Here is a 22,234-nt window from a genome sequence, read left to right on the forward strand (position 1 = left end):
CGCGTCGCCCCAGACGCGCCCGGGGGCGGAGGAGCTGCATGTCGAACACGAAAAATCCCGCCGGCGCCGGCGGGGGTAACGCCACATCCGCACACCCCGCACTGGCGGACCTGCCGGACAAGCTGAGGGTGCACGCGCTGGCGAAGCTGCTGGGTACCAGCAGCAAGGACGTCGTGGCCGCGCTGGCCGACCTGGGCGAAACCGTCAAGGGCGCCCAGTCCAGCGTCAGCCGCGACCTGGCGCTCAAAGTCGCCGAGAGTCTGCTGAGCTGGGACGACATCGTCACCGGGGACGTCGACGAGGCCACCGAGGAACCGGCCATGCCGGCACGTGAGGTGGCCGCGCTCACACCGCTGTTCGCGCCGCCGTCCGCGGTCTTCCTGCCGCCCACCCCGGTCGTCGCCCCGACGCCCGTCGTAGTCACGGAGGAGGCCGAGGAGGAGGACGAGCACGCCGAGGACGCGTCCGCCGACGACGCCGGTGACGAGGGCGAAGGCCGCCGCCGCCGTCGTCGTGGCCGTCGTGGCCGCGGCCGCGGCAAGGGCGTCGGTGAGGACGGGCACGACGACGAAACCGCCGACGAGCCCGCCGCGGCGGAGGCCGAGGAGGCCCCCGCCGAGGACGACGGCCCGTCGGACGACGACTCGGAGGGCGGCACCAGCCGTCGCAGGCGTCGCCGCCGCCGCCGCAAGGTCGGCGCGGACGACGAAGCCGCCCCGAGCGAGGACGACCCGCCGAACACCGTCGTGCACGTCCGCGAGACGCGGGACGCGCGCGACGACAAGGCCGACTCCGAGGCCGCCCAGAACGAAGTGCGCAGCGTGCGCGGCTCGACCCGGCTGGAGGCCAAGCGCCAGCGCCGCCGGGACGGTCGCGAGGCCGGTCGCCGCCGTGCCCCGGTGCTGTCCGAGGCCGAGTTCCTGGCCCGCCGCGAAGCCGTCGAACGGACCATGGTGGTGCGCGAACGCGGTGACCGCACGCAGATCGGTGTGCTGGAGGACGGCGTGCTCGTGGAGCACTTCGTCACCTCGGCGGGCACCGGCTCGCTGGTCGGCAACGTCTACCTGGGCCGCGTGCAGAACGTGCTGCCGTCCATGGAGGCGGCGTTCATCGACATCGGCCGCGGCCGCAACGCGGTGCTGTACGCGGGCGAGGTCGACTGGGACGCGGCCGGCCTGGAGGGCAAGGCCCGCAAGATCGAGCAGGCGCTCTCCACCGGCGACAGCGTCCTGGTGCAGGTCACCAAGGACCCGGTCGGCCACAAGGGCGCCCGCCTGACCACGCAGATCAGCCTGCCCGGCCGGTTCCTGGTGTACGTGCCGGGCGGCGGCGCGACGGGCATCAGCCGCAAGCTGCCCGACAACGAGCGCAAGCGACTCAAGGACATCCTCAAGCGCGTCGTCCCCGAGGACGCGGGCGTGATCATCCGCACCGCCTCGGAGGGCATCGCCGAGGAGGAGCTGGCCCGTGACGTGACCCGCCTGCAAGCGCAGTGGCAGGTCATCAAGGACAAGGCCGACACGCCCAAGGCGCAGTCCCCGCAGCTGCTGTACGAAGAGCCGGACCTGCTGGTGAAGGTCGTGCGCGACCTGTTCACCGAGGACTTCTCGGCGCTCATCGTCCAGGGCGCGGACGCGTGGGACACCATCGAGGCCTACGTCCGCCACGTCGCGCCGGACCTCCAGGAACGCCTGCGCCGGCACGTCGGCAACAGCGACGCGTTCGTCGAGCACCGCATCGACGAGCAGCTGCTCAAGGCCCTGGACCGGAAGGTCTGGCTGCCGTCCGGCGGGTACCTGGTGATCGACCGGACCGAAGCCATGACGGTGATCGACGTGAACACCGGCAAGTTCACCGGATCGGGTGGAAACCTGGAAGAGACGGTGACCCGCAACAACCTGGAGGCGGCGGAGGAGATCGTCCGCCAGCTCCGGCTGCGGGACATCGGCGGCATCATCGTGATCGACTTCATCGACATGGTCCTGGAGTCCAACCGCGACCTGGTGCTGCGCCGGCTGACCGAGTGCCTGGGCCGCGACCGGACGCGCCACCAGGTGGCCGAGGTGACGTCGCTGGGCCTGGTCCAGATGACCCGCAAGCGGGTCGGCACGGGCCTGCTGGAGGCGTTCTCCACCACCTGTGAGCACTGCCGCGGCCGCGGCCTGGTCGTGACGACCGAGCCGGTGCACTCGCACGGGCCGTCCAACGGCCAGGGCCAGCAGCAGCAACAGCAGCAGAGCCGCAAGTCCCGGCGCGGCAAGGGCGTGGAGACGCCGGAGCCGGTGGCCGAGGTCGTCGTCGAGCCGACCGAGCAGCCGCAGGCCATCACCGAGCAGTCCACGTCGGAAGAGCCGATCGCGGCCGTGGTCGAGGAGGAGGCGGTCGTCGAACCCAAGCGCGAACGCCGCCAGCGTCGCCGCGCCCGTCGTGAAGCCGGTGCCGTGGCCCGCCAGGAGTCCGCCGAGGCTGCGGTCCGTGCCGAAGCGGGCACGACCCAGGCAGCGGTGGAGACCTCTGCCCGGGGCAGCGCAGCCGGTGCCTCAACGTCCGACACTCCGACGTCCGGTGATTCGGGTCCCACCGCCGTGCGGCCGCAGGTCGAGCGCCCCGTCGCCGAACCCGCCGCACCGCAGGCCGGACCCACCGCATCGCAGGCCAGGCCTGTCGAGGCCCGGACCGAGGCCGAGCCCACCGCGCCCCGAACCGAAGTCCAGCCCACGGCGACGCACACCGAGGTCCAGCCCACCGCGGCGCGGACCGAGGTCGAGCGGACCACGGTCGAGCCGGCGGCTCAACCGGCCGAGGCGGCTCCGGCAGGGCGCAGGCGTCGCTCCGCGGCGGAGTCGGCCCCGGCGGCCGCCCCGGCCGTCGCCGAGCCGCAGGAGCACCCGCAGGTCCAGCCCCCGACCCAGGTCGGTACGGCCGAGGCGAACGCGGCAGACCAGTCGCTCAACGGCCACAACGAGCCCGTGGTGGCCACCCGCAGGCGTACCCGCCGGGCCGCCTCACGGCCCGCCGGCCCGCCGCTGGGCGCGGTCAAGGAGAGCTGATCCACCACCCGGTACGGCCCCGGCGAACACCGGGGCCGTACCGGCGGTGAGCTGCGGAATCAGGCCATACCCACCCCGGTTTGACCCCGCTGTCCACCGCCACGTAACCTGATACACGGCCCGCCATCCGGTGGGCCCTGTCGTGCGAAGCCCAGTCCACGGATATTTTCGAGTGACACTGTGGCGCGCGTGGCCCCGTCCCGTCGAGTAGCAGGAGACTTCCGTCCCGATGTACGCGATCGTCAAGACCGGCGGCAAGCAGTACAAGGTGGCTGTCGGCGACGTCATCGAGGTCGAGAAGCTCGAAGGCGAGCCGGACACCGAGATCACGTTCGCGGCGCCGCTCCTCGTGGTAGACGGCTCTGACGTCACCTCCGCCGCCGACGCCCTGGCGAAGATCTCGGTGACCGGCAAGGTCGTCGAGCAGACCAAGGGTCCTAAGATCCGCATCCACAAGTTCAAGAACAAGACCGGCTACCACAAGCGCCAGGGTCACCGCCAGAAGCTGACCCGCGTCGAGGTCACCGGCATCACCGGTAAGTGAGGATCTGACTAGCCATGGCACACAAGAAGGGTGCATCCAGCTCCCGCAACGGCCGTGACTCGAACCCCCAGTACCTCGGGGTCAAGCGGTTCGGCGGTCAGGTCGTCAAAGCCGGCGAGATCCTGATCCGCCAGCGCGGCACCAAGTTCCACCCCGGCGTGAACGTCGGCCGCGGCAAGGACGACACGCTGTTCGCCCTCACCCCCGGTGCGGTCGAGTTCGGCGTGAAGCGCGGCCGCAAGACCGTGAACATCGTCCCGGTCGAGTCCGCCGCCTGAGTACGTCCCTTCTGAGCGCCGTGTGTCCGCGGGAATGCGCGGACCACGGCGCTCAGTAGTGTTTCAACCAGACTGTTCCAGCGAGTACGTCCGCATCTAGCGCTTGGAAGTGATTCCCCGTGTCCCGTTTTGTCGACCGGGTGGTGATCCACGTCGCCGCCGGCGATGGCGGCAACGGGGTCGCCTCCGTGCACCGTGAGAAGTTCAAGCCGCTGGGCGGTCCGGACGGTGGCAACGGCGGCAAGGGCGGCGACGTCGTCCTGGTCGTCGATTCCCAGGTGCACACCCTGCTGGACTTCCACTTCCGCCCGCACGCCGCCGCAGGCAGCGGCAAGGGCGGCCAGGGCGGCAACCGGGACGGCGCGAACGGCGCCGACCTGGAGTTGCGCGTCCCCGACGGCACCGTGGTGCTCACGCCCGACGGCGAGGTCGTCGCCGACCTCACCGGCGAGGGCACCCGGCTCATCGCGGCCCAGGGCGGCCGTGGCGGGCTCGGCAACGCGTCGCTGGCGTCCAAGGCCCGCAAAGCCCCCGGCTTCGCCCTGCTGGGTGAACCCGGCGAGCAGCACGACCTGGTGCTGGAACTCAAGTCCGTCGCCGACGTGGGCCTGCTGGGCTTCCCGTCGGCGGGCAAGTCGTCGCTGATCTCGGTGCTGTCCGCGGCCAAGCCGAAGATCGCCGACTACCCTTTCACCACGCTGGTGCCGAACCTCGGCGTGATCACCGGCGGCGACACCATCTTCACCATGGCCGACGTGCCCGGCCTGATCCCCGGCGCGTCCGAGGGCAAGGGCCTGGGCCTGGACTTCCTGCGGCACATCGAGCGCTGCGCGGTGCTCGTGCACGTGGTCGACTGCGCCACCTACGAGCCCGACCGCGACCCGATCTCCGACATCGACGCGCTGGAAGAAGAGCTGGCGAAGTACACCCCGTCGCTGGCCGACGACCTGGCCGAACGGCCGCGCGTCGTGGTGCTCAACAAGATCGACATCCCGGAGGCGCGGGACTTGGCGGAGATCGTGCGCCCGGACATCGAGGCCCGCGGCCTGCCGGTGTTCGAGGTGTCCACGGCCAGCCGGGAAGGCTTGCGGGAACTGACTTTCGCGCTGGCCCGCGTGGTCGAGGAGTACCGGGCGTCGCGCCCCAAGCAGGAAGCGACCCGGATCGTGCTGCGGCCGACCGCCGTGGACGACGCGGGCTTCACCGTGGTGGAGGACCCGCAGGTCGAAGGCGGTTTCATCGTGCGCGGCGAACGGCCGGAGCGGTGGATCCGCCAGACGGACTTCAGCAACGACGAGGCCGTCGGCTACCTCGCGGACCGGCTCAACCGGCTCGGCGTGGAGGACGTGCTGGTCAAGATGGGTGCGATGCCCGGCTGCCAGGTCACCATCGGCGACCTGGTGTTCGACTGGGAACCGACCACCCCGGCCGGCATCGCCATGACCATGACCGGTCGCGGCACGGACGCCCGCCTGGAGGCCAACAGCCGGGTCGGCGCGTCCGAGCGGCTGGCCGCGAAGAAGGCCCGGCGGCTGCCCGGCGCGCACGAGGACTTCGAAGAGGACGAGTGACCCGATCGGTTTTGTCACAGGCTCGGCAGGCCGTCGCATCGGCAGGCCGGGTCGTGGTGAAGGTCGGCTCGTCGTCGCTGACCACCGCGGAAGGCGGCCTGGACCGCTCCCGTTTGGACGCCTTGGTGGACGCCGTCGCAGCCCGCTGCGCGGCAGGAAGCCAGGTGGTCCTCGTGTCGTCCGGTGCGATCGCCGCCGGCCTGGCACCCCTGGGCGTGACCCGTCGGCCCCGTGACCTCGCCACCCAGCAGGCAGCGGCCAGCGTCGGACAGCTGACCCTGGCCCACGCCTACGCGAACTCGTTCGGCCGGTATGCGTTGACCGTCGGCCAAGTCCTGCTCACCGCGGACGACGTGGTCCGGCGCTCGCACTACCGCAACGCCCAGCGCACGTTCTCCCGCCTCCTCGCCCTCGGTGCGGTACCGGTCGTGAACGAGAACGACACCGTCGCCACGGAAGAGATCCGCTTCGGCGACAACGACCGACTGGCCGCACTCGTGGCGCACCTGGTCGGCGCCGACGCCCTGTTGCTGCTGTCGGACGTCGACGCCCTCTACGACGGCGACCCGCGACACCCCGGCGCGCAACGCATCACCGAGGTCACCGGCGCAGCCGACATCGACGGCGTCCGCGCCGGTTCGGTCGGCGCGTCCGGGCTGGGGACCGGCGGCATGGCCTCCAAGCTCGCCGCTGCGCGCCTGGCGGCGTCAGCCGGCATCCCGGTGCTTCTGGCAGGTGCGGCGGACGCCGTGCGTGCGCTGGGCACTGCGGACGTGGGCACAGCGTTTGCAGTCACCGGTTCACGTCTGTCGGCGCGCCGCTTCTGGCTCGGACACGCCGCCGACGCGACCGGCAGGCTCACCCTGGACGACGGCGCGGTCGCCGCGGTCGTCGCCCGTCGCCGGTCCCTGCTGGCCGCAGGCGTCACCTCGGTCGAAGGCACGTTCGAAGCCGGCGACGTGGTCGAACTGGTCGACCTGTCCGGCCACGTGGTCGCCCGCGGCGTGGTCGCCTTCGACGCAGGCGAACTGCCCGCCCTGATCGGCCGGTCCAGCCACGACCTGCCCGCCGAACAACGCCGCGAGGTCGTCCACGCCGACGACCTCGTCCCGCTGCCCGCCCACTAGCACTAGCGCAGCTCGCTGCCCTTGGTCTCGGGCAACGTGAGGATGACCACGAACGCGACCGCCGCACCCACCGCCACGTACCAGAAGAACGTCGTGCCCGGCAGCAGCTTGATGACCAGCGGCGCGGTGCCGCCGAACAACGCGACCGTCAGGTTGTACCAAGCGCCGATCCCCAACCCGCGCAATTCCGTGGGGAACAGCTCGCTCATCACCGCCGGGGCGATCGACGTCATGGCCGTGTAGAGACCGAGCCCCACGCAGAACACGACGACCAGCCCGCCCAGCCCAGGACCGATCAGCGTCGACAACGGCACGACCAGCACAGCCGTCGCCGCCGACCACACCAACAGCTGAGGCTTGCGCCCGATCCGGTCGGACAACGCCCCCATCGGGTACTGGAGGGCGATGAACAGCACCGTGGCGATCGACAGCGCTAGGAACACATCCACCGCGTCCGCCTTGCGCGTGGTGACCGCGAACGGTGTCAGCGCACTGAAGAACGTGTAGTAGCACAACGTGGACAGCATGGTGAACCCCACCAAGCGACCCACGGCCTTCGGGTGCTCCCGCAACGTCGTCAGCAACGGCCGCTTCAACTGCTCGGCCTTGGCCTTGTTGTGCGCGAACTGCTCGGTCTCCTCCAGATTCCGCCGCAGCCACAGCCCGACCAGCCCCAACACCCCACCGACGAGGAACGGGATCCGCCACCCGTACGACGCGAGGTCGGCCGCGTCCATCGTCCGGGCCAACGTGAACCCGAGCAACGACGCCACCAACAACGCGACACCGGTCGAGATGTAGAAGAACGCCGAATAGCGCCCCCGCCGATCCGCCGGTGCGATCTCGCCGAGGTAAGCCGACGCGTTCGACACCTCACCGCCCAGTGAAAGCCCCTGGGCGATCCGAGCCACCACCAGCAGAACAGGCGCCAACCACCCGACCTGCGCATAGGTGGGCAGCACCGCGATCGCCACGGACCCGCCCGCCATCAGCGCGATGGTGAAGATCATCGCCGTCCGCCGGCCACGCAGGTCGGCGAACCGCCCGAGCAGATAGCCGCCGAGCGGTCGGAAGAAGAACGCCAAGGCGTACGTCGCCAGGGTGTTGATCAACGCCAGCTGCTCGTTGTCCTTCGGGAAGATCTGTGTGGCGAAGTAGATGCTGAACGTCGCGTAGATCGTCCAGTCGTACCACTCGATGGCATTCCCGATACTGGCCGCGACGAGCTTGCGGACCGGTAGTCGGTGTTTGACTTCGACGGCTGCCATGGTTGGACACAGAACCACAAAGTGTGCCCAGTCGGTAGATCCCTCACCGATTTCGTTCGACAGGCCTCCATTCCCGTGCGAGCAGGCCGAACAACAGGTCGTCGGTCCACTCGTTCTTGATCCAGGTGTGTTCGACCAGGTGCCCTTCACGTCGGAAACCCAGCCGTGCCAACAGTTTCACCGAACTTTCGTTGCGTGCGTCGCACTCGGCGGACACCTTGTGCAGCCCACGTTCGACGAACAGGTGCTCCAGGATGCGACCCACCGCCTCGGTCGCATACCCATTGCCCTGGTGAGCGGTCGCGATCGTGTAGCCGATCTCCGCCTGCCTCCGGTTCTCGTGCAGGTTCACGCCGACATCGCCGACGAGCACCCCGCCCAGGTCGACGGCGTACTGGAACCAGCCCGGCTCGACCGGGTCCAGCACCGCCATCTCCCGCATGAACTCCTCGGCCGACGCCAGTGGGAACGGTGGCTCCCACGACTGGTACCGGGCCACCTCCGGATCCGACCGGTACGCCGCGAACGCGGGCGCATCGTCCGGACGGAAACGACGCAGTGCCAGCCGTTTCGTCCTCAGGGTCATGCTGTGACCGCCAAAGCGAACGGCAGCACGGCCGGCGCGCCCGCCCGACGCAACAGCCGCGCCGCGACCGTCATCGTCCAGCCGGTGTCGATCTGGTCGTCCACCAACAACACCGGTCCATCCACTGCGGACAGATCGGGTACGTCGGTGGACCGCACGAGGCCGGCCAACCGCTGCGCGCTGTTCGCCCGCCGCACGGACTCGCCCAGCCACACCTGGCCGAGCAACGGCAGCCGTCCGATGGCCGAGATGCGCCGCCCGAAACTCCCGACCAACTCCGGACGGCCGCGTGAACCCACCGTCACGACACCCACTGGCCGCTCCTGCCAGTCCCACGCGGACAGCACCTTCACGCACGCGGCGAAGACGTCCTCCGGCACCTCCTGGTCCTCGCCACCGAACAGCGACCGCAACCGGTTGCCCCACCCGATGTCGGTCGACCGCCCCAACGCCCGCCCGGTCAGGGCCGCCTCGCCCGCCGGGATGCGACCGGACAGCCCGACCCCGACCGCAGCCATGCCGGTCGGCCACTGCTTGCGCGGCTCGACCTCCACGCCGGGCCGCAGCAGCCGTTCCCGCGCCGCCGACGAGGCATCCGTGGACACCTCCGCCGACCACCCCTGGCCGGTGCAGTTGTCACAGCGCCCGCACGGTGCCGCGTGCGGATCGTCCAACTGCCGCAACAGGAACTCCATCCGGCACCCCGTTGTGGACAGGTAGTCCAGCACGGCCCGCTGCTCGACCTTCCGCGCATCCGCGATCCGCGCGTACCGCTCCTCGTCGTAGGACCACGACCTCCCGGTCGACTCCCACCCGCCACGCACCCGACGCACGGCACCGTCCACGTCGAGCACCTTCAGCACCACTTCCAGCCGGGTGCGGGACAGCTCCACCAACGGCTCCAGCGCCGCCGTGGACATCGTCCGCCCCGCCTCGGCCAACGCGTCCAGCACCTGCCGCACCACGTGCTCCGGCGGGAACGCCAGGGACGCGAAGTACGCCCAGATGTCCCGGTCCTCCGGACCCGGCAGCAACAGCACCTCGGCCCGCTCCACGCCACGGCCCGCGCGCCCGATCTGCTGGTAGTAGGCGATGGGGGAGGGCGGTGCGCCCAGGTGCACCACGAACCCCAGGTCCGGCTTGTCGAACCCCATGCCCAGCGCCGATGTCGCCACCAGCGCCTTGACGCGGTTCGCCAGCAGATCCTCTTCCGCACGCTGCCGCTCCGCCGGATCGGTGCGGCCCGAGTACGCCGCCACCGCGTACCCGCGCTCCCGGAGGAACGCCGCCACGTCGTCGGCGGACGCCACCGTCAGCGTGTAGATGATCCCCGAACCCGGCAGCCGGTCGAGTCGCTCGGCCAGCCACCCCAACCGGGCCTCGGCGCTGGGCAGCCGGACCGCCGCCAGCCGCAGGCTCTCCCGGTCCAGCGGACCGCGCAGCACCAGCGTGTCCGAACCGGCTCCCAACCCGAGCTGGTCGGCCACGTCCCGCACCACCCGGTCGTTGGCCGTCGCGGTCGTCGCCAGCACCGGCACCCCGGCCGGGAGTTCCGTCAGCAACGTCCGCAGCCGCCGGTAGTCGGGCCGGAAATCATGGCCCCAGTCGGAGATGCAATGCGCCTCGTCCACCACCAGCAGCCCTGCCGATGATGTCAGCGAAGGCAGGACCGAGTCACGGAAATCCGGATTGTTCAACCTTTCCGGTGATACCAGCAGCACGTCGACTTCGCCGCCGGTCACCCGGTCCTGCACGTTCTGCCATTCATCGGTGTTGGCCGAGTTGATGGTCGCCGCGTGCACCCCGGCACGCGCCGCCGCGTCGACCTGGTTGCGCATCAACGCCAACAACGGCGACACGATCACCGTCGGCCCTTCGCCCAGTGCCCGCAGCAGCGCGGTGGCGATGAAGTACACAGCGGACTTGCCCCAACCCGTCCGCTGCACCACCAGCGCCCGCCGCCGTTCGGCGACCAGGGCGTGGATGGCTGTCCACTGGTCATCGCGCAGCACTGCCCGAGGGCCCGCCAAAGCCCTCAGTCGCTCTTCGGCCAGTTCGCGCAATGCCATTTCGTCCACCCGCCCACCATGGCAGAGAGGTACGACAGTTTCTAATTGCGATTCCTTCATCGCGAGGACAGGTCCCGTCGGCTGGGAACCTCGGCGACAGCCACCATCGGGTGAACGTAGTCTGGTTCACGTGACTGACGACCTGCGCGAACAGGTGCACGCCGCCGCCCGGCGCGCCCGCGTCGCCGCCGACGAACTCGTCCTGGCCACCCGCGAGCGCAAGGACGCCGCGCTGCACGAGATGGCCGCCGCGCTGCGGGCCCGTGCCCACGAAGTCCTCGAAGCCAACGCCAAGGACCTCGAAGCCGGGGGCGCGGCGGGGCTGTCCGAAGGCCTGCTGGACCGCCTGGCGCTCGACGAGAAGCGCATCGACGGCGTGGCGAAGGGCCTGGAGACCGTGGCGGGCCTGGCCGACCCGGTCGGCGAGGTGCTGCGCGGCTCGATCCTGCCGAACGGCCTGGAGCTGCGCCAGGTCCGCGTCCCGATGGGCGTGGTCGGCATGGTCTACGAGGCCCGCCCGAACGTCACGGTCGACGCCGCCGGCCTCGCGCTGAAGTCCGGCAACGCAGCTTTGCTGCGCGGTTCGTCGTCCGCCGAGCACTCGAACACCGCGCTGGTCGCGATCCTGCGGGACGCCCTGGAGACCGTAGGCCTGCCCGCCGACTGCACGCAGCTGCTGCCGTGCCACGACCGCGCCTCGGTCACCCATCTGATCACCGCGCGTGGCCTGGTCGACCTGGTGATCCCGCGCGGCGGTGCCGGGCTGATCAACGCGGTGGTGCAGCAGGCCACCGTGCCGACGATCGAGACCGGCGTGGGCAATTGCCACGTCTACGTCGACGCATCGGCCGACCTCGACGTGGCCGAGCGGATCGTGCTCAACTCCAAGACCCGCCGCACGAGCGTGTGCAACGCGGCCGAGTCGCTGCTGGTGCACTCCGCCATCGCGGACGAGTTCGTGCCCCGCATCACGGCCGCGCTCCAGGCTCAGGACGTCACCGTCCACGGGGACGGGGCGTTTGCCCGCCAGGACGGCGTCGCGCAGGCCACCGACGAGGACTGGGACACCGAGTACCTGTCGCTGGACATCGCGGCCCGTGTTGTCGACTCGCTGGACGACGCGGTGCGACACATCGCGGCTCACGGCTCTGGCCACACCGAAGCCATCGTGACCAGCGACGTTCGTGCCGCACGCCAGTTCACGGCACGCGTCGACGCGGCGGCGGTCATGGTCAACGCCTCGACCGCGTTCACCGACGGCGCGGAGTTCGGCATGGGTGCCGAGATCGGTATTTCCACCCAGAAGCTGCACGCCAGGGGCCCGATGGGGCTGTCCGAGCTGACCTCGTCCAAGTGGATCGCGTGGGGCGAGGGGCACATCCGGCCGTCGTCGTGAGCTGACGGTGCTCCGGCGGCTCCTGAGCCTCCGATCGGCGGACGACGTGACCACCAAGACGGGCAGACTGGTTCGTTGACCGCAGTCTTCCGGTGAGGGTGGTAGCTCGATGGGCAAGTGGAGTCTTGAAGTCGACCGGAGCACCTGCATCAGCACGGGTATGTGCACCGCGACAGCCTCGGATTACTTCCGGCTGGAGGACGCCGGGGCCATACCGGTCGCGGATTCGGTGGATCCGGACGATTCGATCGTCGACGCGGCCGAGTCGTGTCCGGTGGAGGCGATTCTCGTGCGGGACTCCGATGGAGCGGTCGTCGCGCCGCAGATCTGACCCTCTGTGACAGGTATCACCCTGATCGGGCCGGAAATCTTCAGCCGTTCGCGTCATGGCCGAGTGGGAGCGGTGTCCCACTGTCGCGCGGCTCTGCTTCGGGGTGGGCCGCGTCCCGCGTAGGCGGCCTCCTCCCCCAAGGCCGCGGACGGGGAGTCCGAGTGCGCGGGCGGCTGTTCGGGGAGCGACCGGCCGCCCGCGCACCACTCGAACTAGGCTCACCTTCCATGTCCAACCGCCGGATCGGCGTCATGGGTGGCACCTTCGACCCGGTGCACCACGGCCACCTCGTAGCTGCCAGCGAGGTCCAGGCCCGTTTCGAGCTCGACGAAGTCATCTTCGTGCCGACCGGCCAGCCGTGGCAGAAGAGTGAACGCGAGGTCAGCCCCGCCGAGGACCGCTACCTGATGACGGTCGTCGCGACCGCGTCGAACCCGAGGTTCTCGGTCAGTCGTGTCGACATCGACCGGGATGGGCCGACCTACACGTTCGACACGCTCAACGACCTCAAGGCCATGCACCCGGACGCTGATCTGTTCTTCATCACCGGCGCCGACGCGTTGGAACAGATCCTGTCCTGGCGGCGCGCCGACGACGTGTTCAGCCTGGCCCACTTCATCGGCGTCACCAGGCCCGGCTACGAGTTGAACGACACCCACCTGCCACGCGGCGCGGTGTCCCTCGTCGAAGTGCCCGCGATGGCCATCTCGTCCACCGCCGTACGGGACCGCACAGCCGCCGGCCTGCCCGTCTGGTACCTGGTGCCCGATGGTGTCGTTCAGTACATCAGCAAGCGCCGGCTTTACTCGGTGCCGGACTGACGGCGGACGCCGGTACCCTCATTGACTCGTGCGGGCGTATCGGCGTCCGCCGAGGTGATGAGGAGAAACGTGGCAGCCACCGACGAGGCACGACGGTTGGCGCTGGTCGCCGCGAACGCGGCAGCCGACAAGAAGGCGCACGACGTGATCGTGCTCGACGTGTCCGACCAACTCGTGATCACGGACGTGTTCGTGATCGCGTCCGCTCCGAACGAGCGGCAGGTCGGTGCGATCGTGGACAACATCGAGGAGAAGTTGCGGGAAGCGGGTCGCAAGCCGGTCCGCCGCGAGGGCGCCCGCGAAGGCCGCTGGGTCCTGCTGGACTTCGTCGACCTCGTGGTGCACGTCCAGCACGTGGACGAACGCAGCTTCTACGGCCTCGAACGGCTGTGGAAGGACTGCCCGCGCATCGAGTTCGACGCCGGACCGGTAGCCGACGAGGTCGCCGAGGCATGACCTTGAACCGGCTCGTGCTGTGGCGGCACGGTGAGACCGACTACAACGCGACCGGGCGCATGCAGGGCCACCTGGACTCGGCGCTGACCGAGACCGGGTGGAACCAGGCGCGGTTCGCGGTGCCGGTGCTCGCCGGGTTCGCCCCCGAGCTGGTGGTGGCCTCCGACCTGCGGCGGGCCCGCGACACCGCGACCGTGTTCACCTCCGTGACCGGCATCGGGCTGCGGATCGACGAACGGCTCCGGGAGACGAACCTCGGCAAGTGGCAGGGCCTGACCAGCGACGAGATCGAGATCGAGTGGCCGGGCATGCTCGACGCGTGGCGCGCGGACGGGACACTCGCACCGCCGGACGGCGAGATGCGGGTGGAGGTGGCCGAACGCGCGCTGGCCGTGGTCGAAGCGGTGGACGAGGAGTTCTCCGGGACCGTGCTGCTGTGCGCGCACGGCGGGCTGATCAGCGCGTTGACCGGACGGCTGCTCGACCTGCCGGTGGACCGGTGGGCGCTGCTGGGCGGCATCGGCAACTGCCACTGGACGGTGTTCACCCGGCGTCCTCACGGTGACGGGCGCTGGCGACTGTCGTCGTACAACGCCGGAACCACCCGGTGAGACTGCTCGTCCTGGGCGACTCGCTGACGTTCCACGGTCCGCAGGGACCACTGCCCGCCGATCACCCGCAGTTGTGGCCGAACGTGGCCGCCTCCGCGCTGGGCGGACATGCGGAGCTGGTGGCCGGGTTCGGGTGGACCGCTCGGGACGCCTGGTGGGCGCTGACGGGCGATCCGCGTGTGTGGTCCCTGCTGCCGCGCACGGACGTGCTCGTGCTGGCTGTGGGGCACATGGACACGCTGCCTTCGCCGCTGCCGACGTTCTTGCGCCAAGGCCTGCGCTACCTGCGTCCCGATGGGCTGCGCCGGCGTGCGCGGAGTACCTATCGGGCGCTTCAGCCTGCGCTGTCCCGCCTGCTCGGAGGCTTTCCGGTGGCGTTGCCGCCGCATCTGACGGTGCGGTACCTGGATTCGTGCGTCCGCTCGGTGCACGCGTTCGAGCCGGGTATTCAAGCGGTCGGGATGACGCCCTCGGTGCACCGTTCCCCTCTGTACGCGAACGTGCACACAGGGCGTCCTGCGGCCGAGCGCGCGCTGCGGGCGTGGGCTTCGAGGGTCGACGTTCCGCTGCTCGACGTCCCCGCCTTGGTAGGGGAACACCTGCGGGCGCGGCGGGGCAACCCGGACGGCATGCACTGGGGCTGGGAAGGGCACGCGCTGGTGGGCGCGGCCATGGCGGATCTCATCAGGTCCGTGGCGATCAGCCACTCGGGTGCGGGCGAGCCGTAGTCTCGGCACTCGTGTCCACCACGATCGTCACCGACTCCACGGCGTACCTGCCGGAGGGGTTCGCCGAGCGGCACGGCATCCGGGTCGTCCCGCTGCACGTCGCGGTGGACGGCCGGAGCAGGCTCGACGGTATCGATTTCGGGCCGGTGGAACTCGCGGCGGCACTGGGGGAGCACCGCCGGGTGACCACGTCCAGGCCCACGCCCGGCGAGTTGGCCGAGGTGTACCGGTCGGCGCTCGCGGAGGGCGCGGCCGGGATCGTGTCGGTGCACCTGTCCCGCGAGCTGTCCGGGACCTGGGAAGCGGCTCGGCTGGCGGCCGAGGAGGTCGATCCGAAGCGGATCCGGGTGGTGGACTCGCGGGCGACCGGGATGGGTCTGGGCTTCGCGGTGCTGGCGGCGTGCGTGGCCGGTGACAAAGGGCAGAGCGCCGAGGAGGCCGCGGCCCGTGCGGCCGAGCGGACCCGGATGTTCTTCTGCGTCGAGACCTTGGACCACCTGCGGAGGGGAGGTCGGATCGGCGCGGCGGCGGCTTTGGTCGGGACGGCGTTGGCGGTCAAACCCCTGCTGCACGTGGACGACGGCCGGATCGTGCCGCTGGAGAAGGTCCGCACGATGGGCCGTGCGATCGGTCGCCTGGTCGACCTCGCGGCGTCCGCCGCAGGTTCCGGCCCGGTCAGTCTGGCTGTGCACCACCTGGCGGCTCCGGAACGCGCGGCGGAGCTGGCGACCCGCCTGGACGAGCGCGTTCCCGGCTCGACCGGATGCCTGATCTCCGAGGTGGGAGCGGTGATCGGCGCGCACACCGGCCCCGGTGTGCTGGGTGTCGTGGTGCTTCCCGGCAGCTACGAGTAGCCGAGTTATCCACAGCCTCAAAACTTGTCCACAGATCCGAAATCGCCACTGCCCCCACTGTGCCATCCGGCCTAATGTCGATCACATGTTCGAGAACAACCCGGATTCCACAGCAGCCCGACTCGACGCCCTGATCGCCAAGGCCCAAGGCAAACACCGGGCTGCGGACGCCCCGCTGGTCGTCTTCGCGTCCTCGTCCGGAGGCGCCGGTCCGCCCGGCCGGTTGCGCGCACTCCTGCACGGAATCCTCCGCCGCCGGCTACCCGACCCGGCGCTGCTCCGTCGTCCCGTGATCTACGCGGGCGTGCTGGCCGGCGTGGCACTGGCCGTCGCGCTCAGCCTGTGGTGGCGGCACCCTGAGCCTGAGGCGCCACCGGATCTGCCAATGGCAGCGGCGGAGGTGACCAAGCTCCCCGACCACGCGATCGTCAACGTCGTCGGAGAAGTTCCCAAGCCCGGTTTGGTGACGGTCACCAGTGGTGCCCGCGTCGCCGAGGCGGTGCAGGCGGCCGGCGGCCCCAACCCGGATGCCGATCTCCGCAGCCTCAACCTCGCCCGCAGGGTCACCGACGGCGAGCAGATCGCGGTCGGCATGCCGGCCCACGCCCCGGACTCCCGACCCGAACCCCTCAACCTCAATACCGCGACCAAGGAGCAACTGGACGAACTGCCCGGCGTAGGCCCCGTGACAGCACAGCGAATAGTCGAACGCCGCCTGAAACGCGGCCCGTTCACCTCCGTCGACCAACTCGGCGAGATCGAAGGAATAGGAGACACCAAACTGGCCAAACTCGGCGACCTCGTCCGCCTCTGACACATCCGCTCAACCGCCTCGTACTACCCCAACCGCCACTGCTCCACCCAGCCGCCGCTGCTCGATTCCAACCGCCGCAACTCGACCCCCCGCCGCAGCTCGACCCGTCACCACAACGAACGACCAGGAGGAGCCCATGACAGAGACAATGCCGCGCACCACTAGCCACGCCACTCGACGAACACATCACCACTCCAGGGGCGTCGATCACACTCCTGACCGGCGAACCGGGCCGTGAGTCCCCGCGCCTACCTCGTACCGGCAGCTGTTGCGGTCTGGGCGACCGCACTGGTCGGCCTGCTGTGCTCCTGGTGGGCCGGGGCCGCCGTCGGGCTCGCCACAGGCGCGGTCGGTGGTGTGGTCCTTCGACGCTGGCGTCCGTCCGCTGTAGCGGTCGCCGTGGCAGGGCCGGTGGCTGCGTGCTGGATCGGCCTACAGCTCTACGAATCGGCCCATCACCCGCTTCGTGCGGAAGCCGAACACGGACGTCTGACGACTCTGCACTTGGAGCTGTCCGATCGGCCGCATGGCCTGCGCGCCAACGGTTTCGGGTCGAGGGCGAGTGGTGTCGATCTGGTCCTGGCCCAAGCGACGCTCGACGGTGACGGCAATCGGGTCGTAGTGCTCGCTCCGGCGGCGAGTTGGCGCGAACTGCTGCCAGGGCAACGGGTTCTGGCTCGTGGCACGCTGGCACCGGCCAAGCCCGGCGAGCTGACCGTCGCTGTGCTCCGCGTCCGTGGACCGCCGAGGGAGGTCACGCCCGCACCGGTGTGGCAGCGGGCGGCCGAGTCGCTGCGGGCGGGGCTGCGCAACGCGAGTGGCACGCTCGATCCCGAACCGGCCGGGCTGCTTCCTGCGCTGGTGGTCGGCGACACGTCCGGCTTGTCGCCCAGGGTGGTGGACGAGTTCCGCACCGCCGGGCTGGCTCACGTGTTGGCGGTCAGCGGGGCCAACCTCGCGATCCTGTGCGGCGCGGTGCTGTTGGTACTGCGGCTGCTGCGGTTCGGGCCAAGGGGTCGTGCGGCGGGTGCGATGGCCGCATTGGTCGGATTCGTCGTGCTGGCCGGCCCGGAGCCGAGTGTGCTGCGGGCGGCGGTGATGGGAGCGGTGGCGCTGCTCGCCCTGGTGCTGGGACGAGAGCGGTCGGCGTTGCCCGCGCTCGCGGCCGGAGTGGTGGTGCTGGTGCTGTACGACCCGCAACTGGCGGTCGATCCTGGGTTCGGGTTGTCCGTTGTCGCCACGGCGGCGCTGGTGCTGCTCGCGCCGCGGTGGGCAGCCGGGATGCGTGATCGGGGTGTGCCGGTCGGGGTGGCCGAGGCGTTGGCGGTGCCCGCCGCCGCACACCTCGCCACGGCTCCGCTGGTCGCCGGGATCTCGGGTCAGGTGAGTCTGGTCGCGGTGCTGGCGAACCTGCTCGTCGCGCCGGTCGTGGCACCGGCCACGGTGCTCGGGGTGCTTGCCGCGGTCCTCGCCCCGATCCACCTGGGCACCGCTCGCCTCGTGATCGAGGTGGCTGGTCCGGCGGCGGAGTGGTTGATCACCGTTGGGCGGCACGCGGCGGCGGTGCCGGGCGCCGCTGTGTCCTGGCCCAAGGGCTGGTCGGGTGGGACGTTGCTGGTGGCAGTGGTGCTGCTGGCGTACGGCGTGTTCCGGCTGCGCCGGGTTCGGGTGCTGGTTGCGGCTGTCGTGGTCGGGGTCGTCGTGGTGTTGGCGCCGATCAAGGTGATCTCACCTCCGTGGCCGGTGGCGGGTTGGGCTGCCGTTGTGTGCGACGTCGGGCAAGGGGACGCGGTCGTTCTCGCCACGGCGGAGCGCGACCGGGCCGTGCTGGTCGACACCGGGCCGGATCCGGTGCCGGTGCTGGCCTGCCTGCGGCGGCTGGGAGTCCAGCGGGTGCCGCTGGTGGTGCTGAGCCACCTGCACGCCGACCACATCGGCGGGCTGGCGGCGGTGTTGGCGGAACGGAGTGTCGGCGCGGTGGCGGTGGGGCCGTCGCGGCGACCGGGCTGGGCGTGGGAGGAGGTGCGTGCGCAAGCGCGGGCCGTCGGGGTCGAGGTAGTCGAGCTGGGCGTCGGGCAGCGGTTGAGCTGGCCGGGACTGGAGCTGGACGTGCTGGGACCGCGTGCGGTCTCGCGAGGAGATGAGAACACGGCGGTCAACGACGCGTCGGTGGTGCTGCGGGCGTCGACCGCTGCCGGCCGGGTGTTGTTGACCGGCGATGTCGAGCTGGCCGGGCAGGCCGGGCTGCTCGGCGACCACGTCGACTTGCGGGCCGACGTGCTGAAAGTGCCGCACCACGGGTCGCGGTCCTCGTCACCGGCGTTCCTCGCGGCGGTGCGGCCACGAGTTGCGCTGGTCAGCGTCGGAGCGGGTAACCGCTACGGCCACCCCAGCGAGGTGCTGGTCGACGCCTTGGCGGGTCAGGGCGCGCTGGTGCTGCGCACCGACCGGGACGGTGACACCGCCGTCCTGCCTGGCCCGGATGGGCCACGGGTCGTCCGCCGGGGCGATCCGTTGAAGAGCAGCCGTTGATGAGCAGCGGTTGACGAACACACCGAAGAGAAAGGGAGAGAACCATGAGCAAGGACGACACGTGGGTCCGGCTGCACACCGGTTGGGCGCCGCGCGAGATGGGTTGGGCGCTCTGGCAGCCCGGCTACGTCGCCGAGCCCTGGCCGCGCGTCGAGTTGCGGCCGGCGTTCACCTTCTACATCTGCCAGGACATCGCGGCGGGTGGGCGGGGGATCGTGGCGCGGGCGACGGTCACGAAACTCGTGCGCACCATGGAGGTGAAGTCGCCCGAAGAGGCCTATCAGCAGATCGCCGACACCCTGTTCGACGACGATCTGACCATTCCACCCGAGGGCTGGCGAGCCAACCCGTACAACGGGCACAAGTCCGCCTCGCCGTGGCCGCAACAGCTCACCGCGTGGCGGGCCGAGACCGAAGAGGTCGGCCCGTACGTGCTGCCCGAGCTGTCGTCGTTCCCGCGCAGCGGCTGGCTGCGCACGCCCAACATCGCCTTGTGATCACCAGTGATCGTCGTGATCACTGCTAAGTGTCGCGAATGCGGACGGCCGGGCGACCGGCTCACGCACCAGGGGCCTTCGAGAAGCGGTGATGGCGTGTGAGCCGGTCGCTTGCGCAGGCAAGCCCGGTCAGTCCTTGAGGGCGTTCAGCACGGCCTCGGCGGACGGCGGGACGTTGGCGCGGGGGCCGACGCGGTCGCCGAGGGCGTCGAGGGTCTTGAGGCCGTCGCCGGTGATCAGCAGCACGGTCTCGGCGTCGGGGTCGAGCCGGCCGGTCTCGATGAGCTTCTTCGCCGTTGCCACGGTCACGCCACCGGCGGTCTCGGCGAAGACGCCCTCGGTGCGGGCGAGCAGGCGGATGCCTTCGACGACTTCCTCGTCGGTGACGTCCTCGATCGCACCGCCGGTGCGGCGGACGGCGTCGAGCACGTACGGGCCGTCGGCGGGGGCGCCGATCGCCAGCGAGCGGGCGATCGTGTCCGGGCGGACGGGGGAGACCACGTCCTGGCCCGCCTTGAACGCCGCCGACACCGGAGAGCAGCCGGTGGCCTGGGCGCCGAACACCTTGTAGGGGGTGGCGTCGACCAGGCCGAGTTGCCCGAACTCGCGGAAGGCCTTGTCGACCTTGGTCAGCTGCGAGCCGGACGCGATGGGCACCACGATCTGGTCGGGCAGTCGCCAGCCCAGCTGCTCGGCCACTTCGTAACCCAGGGTCTTGGAGCCCTCGGCGTAGTACGGACGGACGTTGACGTTGACGAACGCCCAGTCCTCGTGCTCGGCCGCCAGCTCCTGCGCGAGGCGGTTCACGTCGTCGTAGTTGCCGTCGACGGTGATCAGGTTGCCGCCGTAGACGGCGGTCATGAGGATCTTGGCCTGTTCGAGGGAGGAGGGGACCAGTACGACCGACTGCCAACCCGCGCGAGCCGCGGCGGCTGCGACGGCGTTGGCCAGGTTGCCGGTGGAGGGGCACGCGAGGACCTTGAAGCCCAGCTCACGGGCAGCCGCGAGGGCGACGCCGACGACGCGGTCCTTGAACGAGTGGGTGGGGTTGCCGGTGTCGTCCTTCACCCAGACCTTGCGCACGCCCAGCGCCTTGGCCAGGCGGTCGGCCTCGATGAGGCGGGTGTTGCCGGGGTTGGTGTTGGGGTGCGACTCGACGTCCGAGGGCACCGGGAGCAGGCCGCGGTAGCGCCAGATCGACCGGGGGCCCGCCTCGATGTCCTCGCGGCGGACGCGGCCGAAGTCGTAGGCGACTTCCAGCGGCCCGAAACACTCCAGACAGGCGTATTCCGGCGCGAGCGGGGTCTCGTGGCCGCATTCACGACACGACAGGGCGCGAGCCGGACCGAGGTCGAAGGAGGTGGTGGCCTGGGGCACACTGACAGCAGTCATCGCGAGGTATCTCCTCATCTTTCCCGCGTCGCGGGTCGGAATTGGCACCGTGGTCGCCAGCGGATGCTGTGCGACGGGTTGCCGGGGCTTCTTCGGGCCGATCCCTCTGCCCCTCTGGATGAGCGGTATTCAGTTGTGGCTTCAACTTACGGCACGATCCCGGTCGGCAGCCAGATCCGTCCACCATCCGGACGCGGCCGGGCCCGTGGGAGGATCGGTGTCGTGAGTCCGTCCGCAGTCCCGCCAGACCCGGTGCAACTGGTGATCGGGGAAGAGGAGTTGCTGGTCGAGCGCGCTGTGCGCAGTGCGCTGGACGCCGCTCGCAAGGTCGACCCGCAGGCCGACCTGACGCGGGTCAAAGTGACCGACCTCACCCCGCCTGAACTGGTCGAACTGGTGAGCCCGTCACTGTTCGCCGAGGGGCGGGTGATCGCCTTGGAGGCCGCGCAGGAGATCGGCAAGGAGATCGCCGAGGCCGTCGTCGCCTACGCCAAGGCACCTGCCGACGGGGTGGTCCTGGTCGTCGTGCACAGCGGCGGCGGGCGCAGCAAGGTGGCCAAGGAACTGCCGGGCGCGTTGCGCAAGGCGGGTGCGGCGGTGACCGAGTGCCCGAAGATCACGAAGGCGGCGGACCGTGAGGCGTTCGTGCGCAACGAGATCCGCTCGGCGGGTGGCAAGGCCGATCCGGAGGCCGTGGGTGCGCTGATCGAGGCGGTCGGGTCCGACCTGCGGGAGCTCGCGGCGGCATCGTCGCAGCTGGTCTCCGACACGGGCGGCAAGGTCGACGCCGACGCCGTCCACCGCTACCACCGTGGGCGCGCGGAGGTGACCGGGTTCGCGGTGGCCGAGAAGGCGGTGATGGGCGATCGGGCCGGTGCGTTGGAGGCGCTGCGTTGGGCGATCCAACTCGGTGTGCCGCACGTGCTGGTGGCGGATGCGCTGGCCGACGCGGTGCGCACCATCGCGAGGGTGTTGGCGGTGGGGCGGGGCGACCCGTTCAAGCTGGCCGGTGAACTCGGCATGCCGCCGTGGAAGGTGAAGAAGGCGCAGGGGCAGGCTCGCGGCTGGGAGGGTGACGGCCTGGCTGCCGCGATGTCCGTGGTCGCGGACCTGAACGCGGACGTCAAGGGGGTCGCGGCCGACTCCGGCTATGCGCTGGAGCGGGCGGTTTTGAAGATCGTCAATGCTTACGGTCGCCGCTGAGCCCTGTGGGTTCACCGGCCTTCGGGTGCTGTCGAGGCTCTTGACCGGCCTCGCTGGAGTTCAGGCCGTCGCTGCTTGCGCTGCCTGCGTCCGGGGGCGGCAGATG

Annotated in this window: 20 protein-coding genes and 1 riboswitch; of the genes, 16 read left to right on the top strand and 4 right to left on the bottom strand. The window is 70.5% G+C overall.

The window, feature by feature from the left end; all coding sequences use genetic code 11:
- Positions 1 to 38 precede the first annotated feature (38 nt).
- The 5 genes from FHS29_RS21360 (at position 39) to proB (ending at position 6,570) form a co-directional block, all read left to right on the top strand.
- Complete coding sequence (locus tag FHS29_RS21360) at positions 39 to 3,050, top strand: translation initiation factor IF-2 N-terminal domain-containing protein (protein ID WP_184693029.1); 3,012 nt, start codon at positions 39 to 41, stop codon at positions 3,048 to 3,050.
- 229 nt (positions 3,051 to 3,279) lie between these two features.
- Positions 3,280 to 3,594, top strand: a complete 315-nt coding sequence (gene rplU / locus FHS29_RS21365) for a 50S ribosomal protein L21 (protein ID WP_121003137.1) — start codon at positions 3,280 to 3,282, stop codon at positions 3,592 to 3,594.
- Positions 3,595 to 3,608: 14 nt separating this feature from the next.
- Positions 3,609 to 3,872, top strand: coding sequence for a 50S ribosomal protein L27 (rpmA, locus tag FHS29_RS21370; protein WP_121003139.1), 264 nt, complete (start codon positions 3,609 to 3,611; stop codon positions 3,870 to 3,872).
- Positions 3,873 to 3,991: 119 nt separating this feature from the next.
- Positions 3,992 to 5,443 carry a GTPase ObgE gene (gene obgE / locus FHS29_RS21375; protein WP_184693031.1) on the top strand — a complete coding sequence of 484 codons (1,452 nt, stop codon included), beginning with the start codon at positions 3,992 to 3,994 and terminating at the stop codon, positions 5,441 to 5,443.
- An 11-nt stretch (positions 5,444 to 5,454) separates the two neighbouring features.
- Positions 5,455 to 6,570, top strand: a complete 1,116-nt coding sequence (proB, locus tag FHS29_RS21380; protein ID WP_184693370.1) for a glutamate 5-kinase — start codon at positions 5,455 to 5,457, stop codon at positions 6,568 to 6,570.
- A 2-nt stretch (positions 6,571 to 6,572) separates the two neighbouring features.
- Here proB and FHS29_RS21385 read toward each other — a convergent pair whose 3' ends face one another.
- From FHS29_RS21385 to FHS29_RS21395, 3 genes are read right to left on the bottom strand one after another with little or no spacing between them, the layout of a single operon-like run.
- Positions 6,573 to 7,838 (bottom strand): MFS transporter, encoded by a 1,266-nt coding sequence (locus FHS29_RS21385; RefSeq protein WP_184693033.1) that lies wholly within the window; start codon positions 7,836 to 7,838, stop codon positions 6,573 to 6,575.
- 43 nt (positions 7,839 to 7,881) lie between these two features.
- Positions 7,882 to 8,424, bottom strand: a complete 543-nt coding sequence (locus FHS29_RS21390; protein WP_184693035.1) for a GNAT family N-acetyltransferase — start codon at positions 8,422 to 8,424, stop codon at positions 7,882 to 7,884.
- The gene (locus tag FHS29_RS21395; protein WP_446689067.1) at positions 8,421 to 10,502 is read right to left on the bottom strand and encodes a RecQ family ATP-dependent DNA helicase; all 2,082 of its coding nucleotides are present in this window, start codon (positions 10,500 to 10,502) and stop codon (positions 8,421 to 8,423) included. The genes FHS29_RS21390 and FHS29_RS21395 overlap by 4 nt, the downstream gene beginning before the upstream one ends.
- 121 nt (positions 10,503 to 10,623) lie before the next feature.
- On the opposite strand from FHS29_RS21395, the gene FHS29_RS21400 reads away from it, so the two are divergent.
- The 10 genes from FHS29_RS21400 (at position 10,624) to FHS29_RS21445 (ending at position 19,533) form a co-directional block, all read left to right on the top strand.
- A complete protein-coding gene (locus FHS29_RS21400) occupies positions 10,624 to 11,889 on the top strand; it encodes a glutamate-5-semialdehyde dehydrogenase (protein WP_312865029.1) in 1,266 nt (421 codons plus the stop codon).
- A 109-nt stretch (positions 11,890 to 11,998) separates the two neighbouring features.
- Positions 11,999 to 12,220, top strand: coding sequence for a ferredoxin (locus FHS29_RS21405; RefSeq protein WP_184693039.1), 222 nt, complete (start codon positions 11,999 to 12,001; stop codon positions 12,218 to 12,220).
- Between the two features lie 227 nt (positions 12,221 to 12,447).
- Positions 12,448 to 13,041 carry a nicotinate-nucleotide adenylyltransferase gene (gene nadD, locus FHS29_RS21410; RefSeq protein ID WP_184693041.1) on the top strand — a complete coding sequence of 198 codons (594 nt, stop codon included), beginning with the start codon at positions 12,448 to 12,450 and terminating at the stop codon, positions 13,039 to 13,041.
- A gap of 69 nt (positions 13,042 to 13,110) precedes the next feature.
- Complete coding sequence (gene rsfS / locus FHS29_RS21415) at positions 13,111 to 13,497, top strand: ribosome silencing factor (RefSeq protein ID WP_184693043.1); 387 nt, start codon at positions 13,111 to 13,113, stop codon at positions 13,495 to 13,497.
- Positions 13,494 to 14,108 (top strand): histidine phosphatase family protein, encoded by a 615-nt coding sequence (locus tag FHS29_RS21420; protein ID WP_184693045.1) that lies wholly within the window; start codon positions 13,494 to 13,496, stop codon positions 14,106 to 14,108. Before rsfS ends, FHS29_RS21420 begins: the two co-directional genes overlap by 4 nt.
- Positions 14,105 to 14,836 carry a diglucosylglycerate octanoyltransferase gene (octT, locus tag FHS29_RS21425; RefSeq protein WP_312865030.1) on the top strand — a complete coding sequence of 244 codons (732 nt, stop codon included), beginning with the start codon at positions 14,105 to 14,107 and terminating at the stop codon, positions 14,834 to 14,836. Before FHS29_RS21420 ends, octT begins: the two co-directional genes overlap by 4 nt.
- Before the next feature lie 11 nt (positions 14,837 to 14,847).
- Positions 14,848 to 15,690: a DegV family protein gene (locus FHS29_RS21430; RefSeq protein WP_184693047.1), complete on the top strand. Its 843-nt coding sequence runs from the start codon at positions 14,848 to 14,850 to the stop codon at positions 15,688 to 15,690.
- A gap of 85 nt (positions 15,691 to 15,775) precedes the next feature.
- A complete protein-coding gene (locus tag FHS29_RS21435; protein ID WP_184693048.1) occupies positions 15,776 to 16,504 on the top strand; it encodes a ComEA family DNA-binding protein in 729 nt (242 codons plus the stop codon).
- Positions 16,505 to 16,738: 234 nt separating this feature from the next.
- A complete protein-coding gene (locus FHS29_RS21440; RefSeq protein ID WP_184693050.1) occupies positions 16,739 to 19,036 on the top strand; it encodes a DNA internalization-related competence protein ComEC/Rec2 in 2,298 nt (765 codons plus the stop codon).
- Between the two features lie 44 nt (positions 19,037 to 19,080).
- Entirely contained in the window at positions 19,081 to 19,533 is a 453-nt protein-coding gene (locus FHS29_RS21445) for a hypothetical protein (protein ID WP_184693052.1), read from the top strand.
- 129 nt (positions 19,534 to 19,662) lie between these two features.
- Here the strand turns inward: FHS29_RS21445 and thrC are convergent, their stop codons facing one another.
- Positions 19,663 to 20,925, bottom strand: coding sequence for a threonine synthase (gene thrC / locus FHS29_RS21450; RefSeq protein WP_184693054.1), 1,263 nt, complete (start codon positions 20,923 to 20,925; stop codon positions 19,663 to 19,665).
- An 11-nt stretch (positions 20,926 to 20,936) separates the two neighbouring features.
- Positions 20,937 to 21,050, bottom strand: a riboswitch (SAM riboswitch).
- Positions 21,051 to 21,147: 97 nt separating this feature from the next.
- Here thrC and holA point away from each other — a divergent pair.
- The gene (holA, locus tag FHS29_RS21455) at positions 21,148 to 22,128 is read left to right on the top strand and encodes a DNA polymerase III subunit delta (RefSeq protein WP_184693056.1); all 981 of its coding nucleotides are present in this window, start codon (positions 21,148 to 21,150) and stop codon (positions 22,126 to 22,128) included.
- Positions 22,129 to 22,234 lie beyond the last annotated feature (106 nt).

It is taken from the genome of Saccharothrix tamanrassetensis, assembly GCF_014203665.1.
GTDB lineage: Bacteria > Actinomycetota > Actinomycetes > Mycobacteriales > Pseudonocardiaceae > Actinosynnema > Actinosynnema tamanrassetense.

Excerpts from the sequence above, each read along its gene's own strand:
- nadD (WP_184693041.1), top strand. The coding sequence starts at position 12,448 with ATGTCCAACCGCCGGATCGGCGTCATGGGTGGCACCTTCGACCCGGTG.
- FHS29_RS21445 (WP_184693052.1), top strand. The coding sequence starts at position 19,081 with ATGAGCAAGGACGACACGTGGGTCCGGCTGCACACCGGTTGGGCGCCG.
- FHS29_RS21360 (WP_184693029.1), top strand. The coding sequence starts at position 39 with ATGTCGAACACGAAAAATCCCGCCGGCGCCGGCGGGGGTAACGCCACA.
- FHS29_RS21405 (WP_184693039.1), top strand. The coding sequence starts at position 11,999 with ATGGGCAAGTGGAGTCTTGAAGTCGACCGGAGCACCTGCATCAGCACG.
- thrC (WP_184693054.1), bottom strand. The coding sequence starts at position 20,925 with ATGACTGCTGTCAGTGTGCCCCAGGCCACCACCTCCTTCGACCTCGGT.
- FHS29_RS21435 (WP_184693048.1), top strand. The coding sequence starts at position 15,776 with ATGTTCGAGAACAACCCGGATTCCACAGCAGCCCGACTCGACGCCCTG.
- rplU (WP_121003137.1), top strand. The coding sequence starts at position 3,280 with ATGTACGCGATCGTCAAGACCGGCGGCAAGCAGTACAAGGTGGCTGTC.
- FHS29_RS21385 (WP_184693033.1), bottom strand. The coding sequence starts at position 7,838 with ATGGCAGCCGTCGAAGTCAAACACCGACTACCGGTCCGCAAGCTCGTC.
- FHS29_RS21420 (WP_184693045.1), top strand. The coding sequence starts at position 13,494 with ATGACCTTGAACCGGCTCGTGCTGTGGCGGCACGGTGAGACCGACTAC.
- FHS29_RS21390 (WP_184693035.1), bottom strand. The coding sequence starts at position 8,424 with ATGACCCTGAGGACGAAACGGCTGGCACTGCGTCGTTTCCGTCCGGAC.
- rpmA (WP_121003139.1), top strand. The coding sequence starts at position 3,609 with ATGGCACACAAGAAGGGTGCATCCAGCTCCCGCAACGGCCGTGACTCG.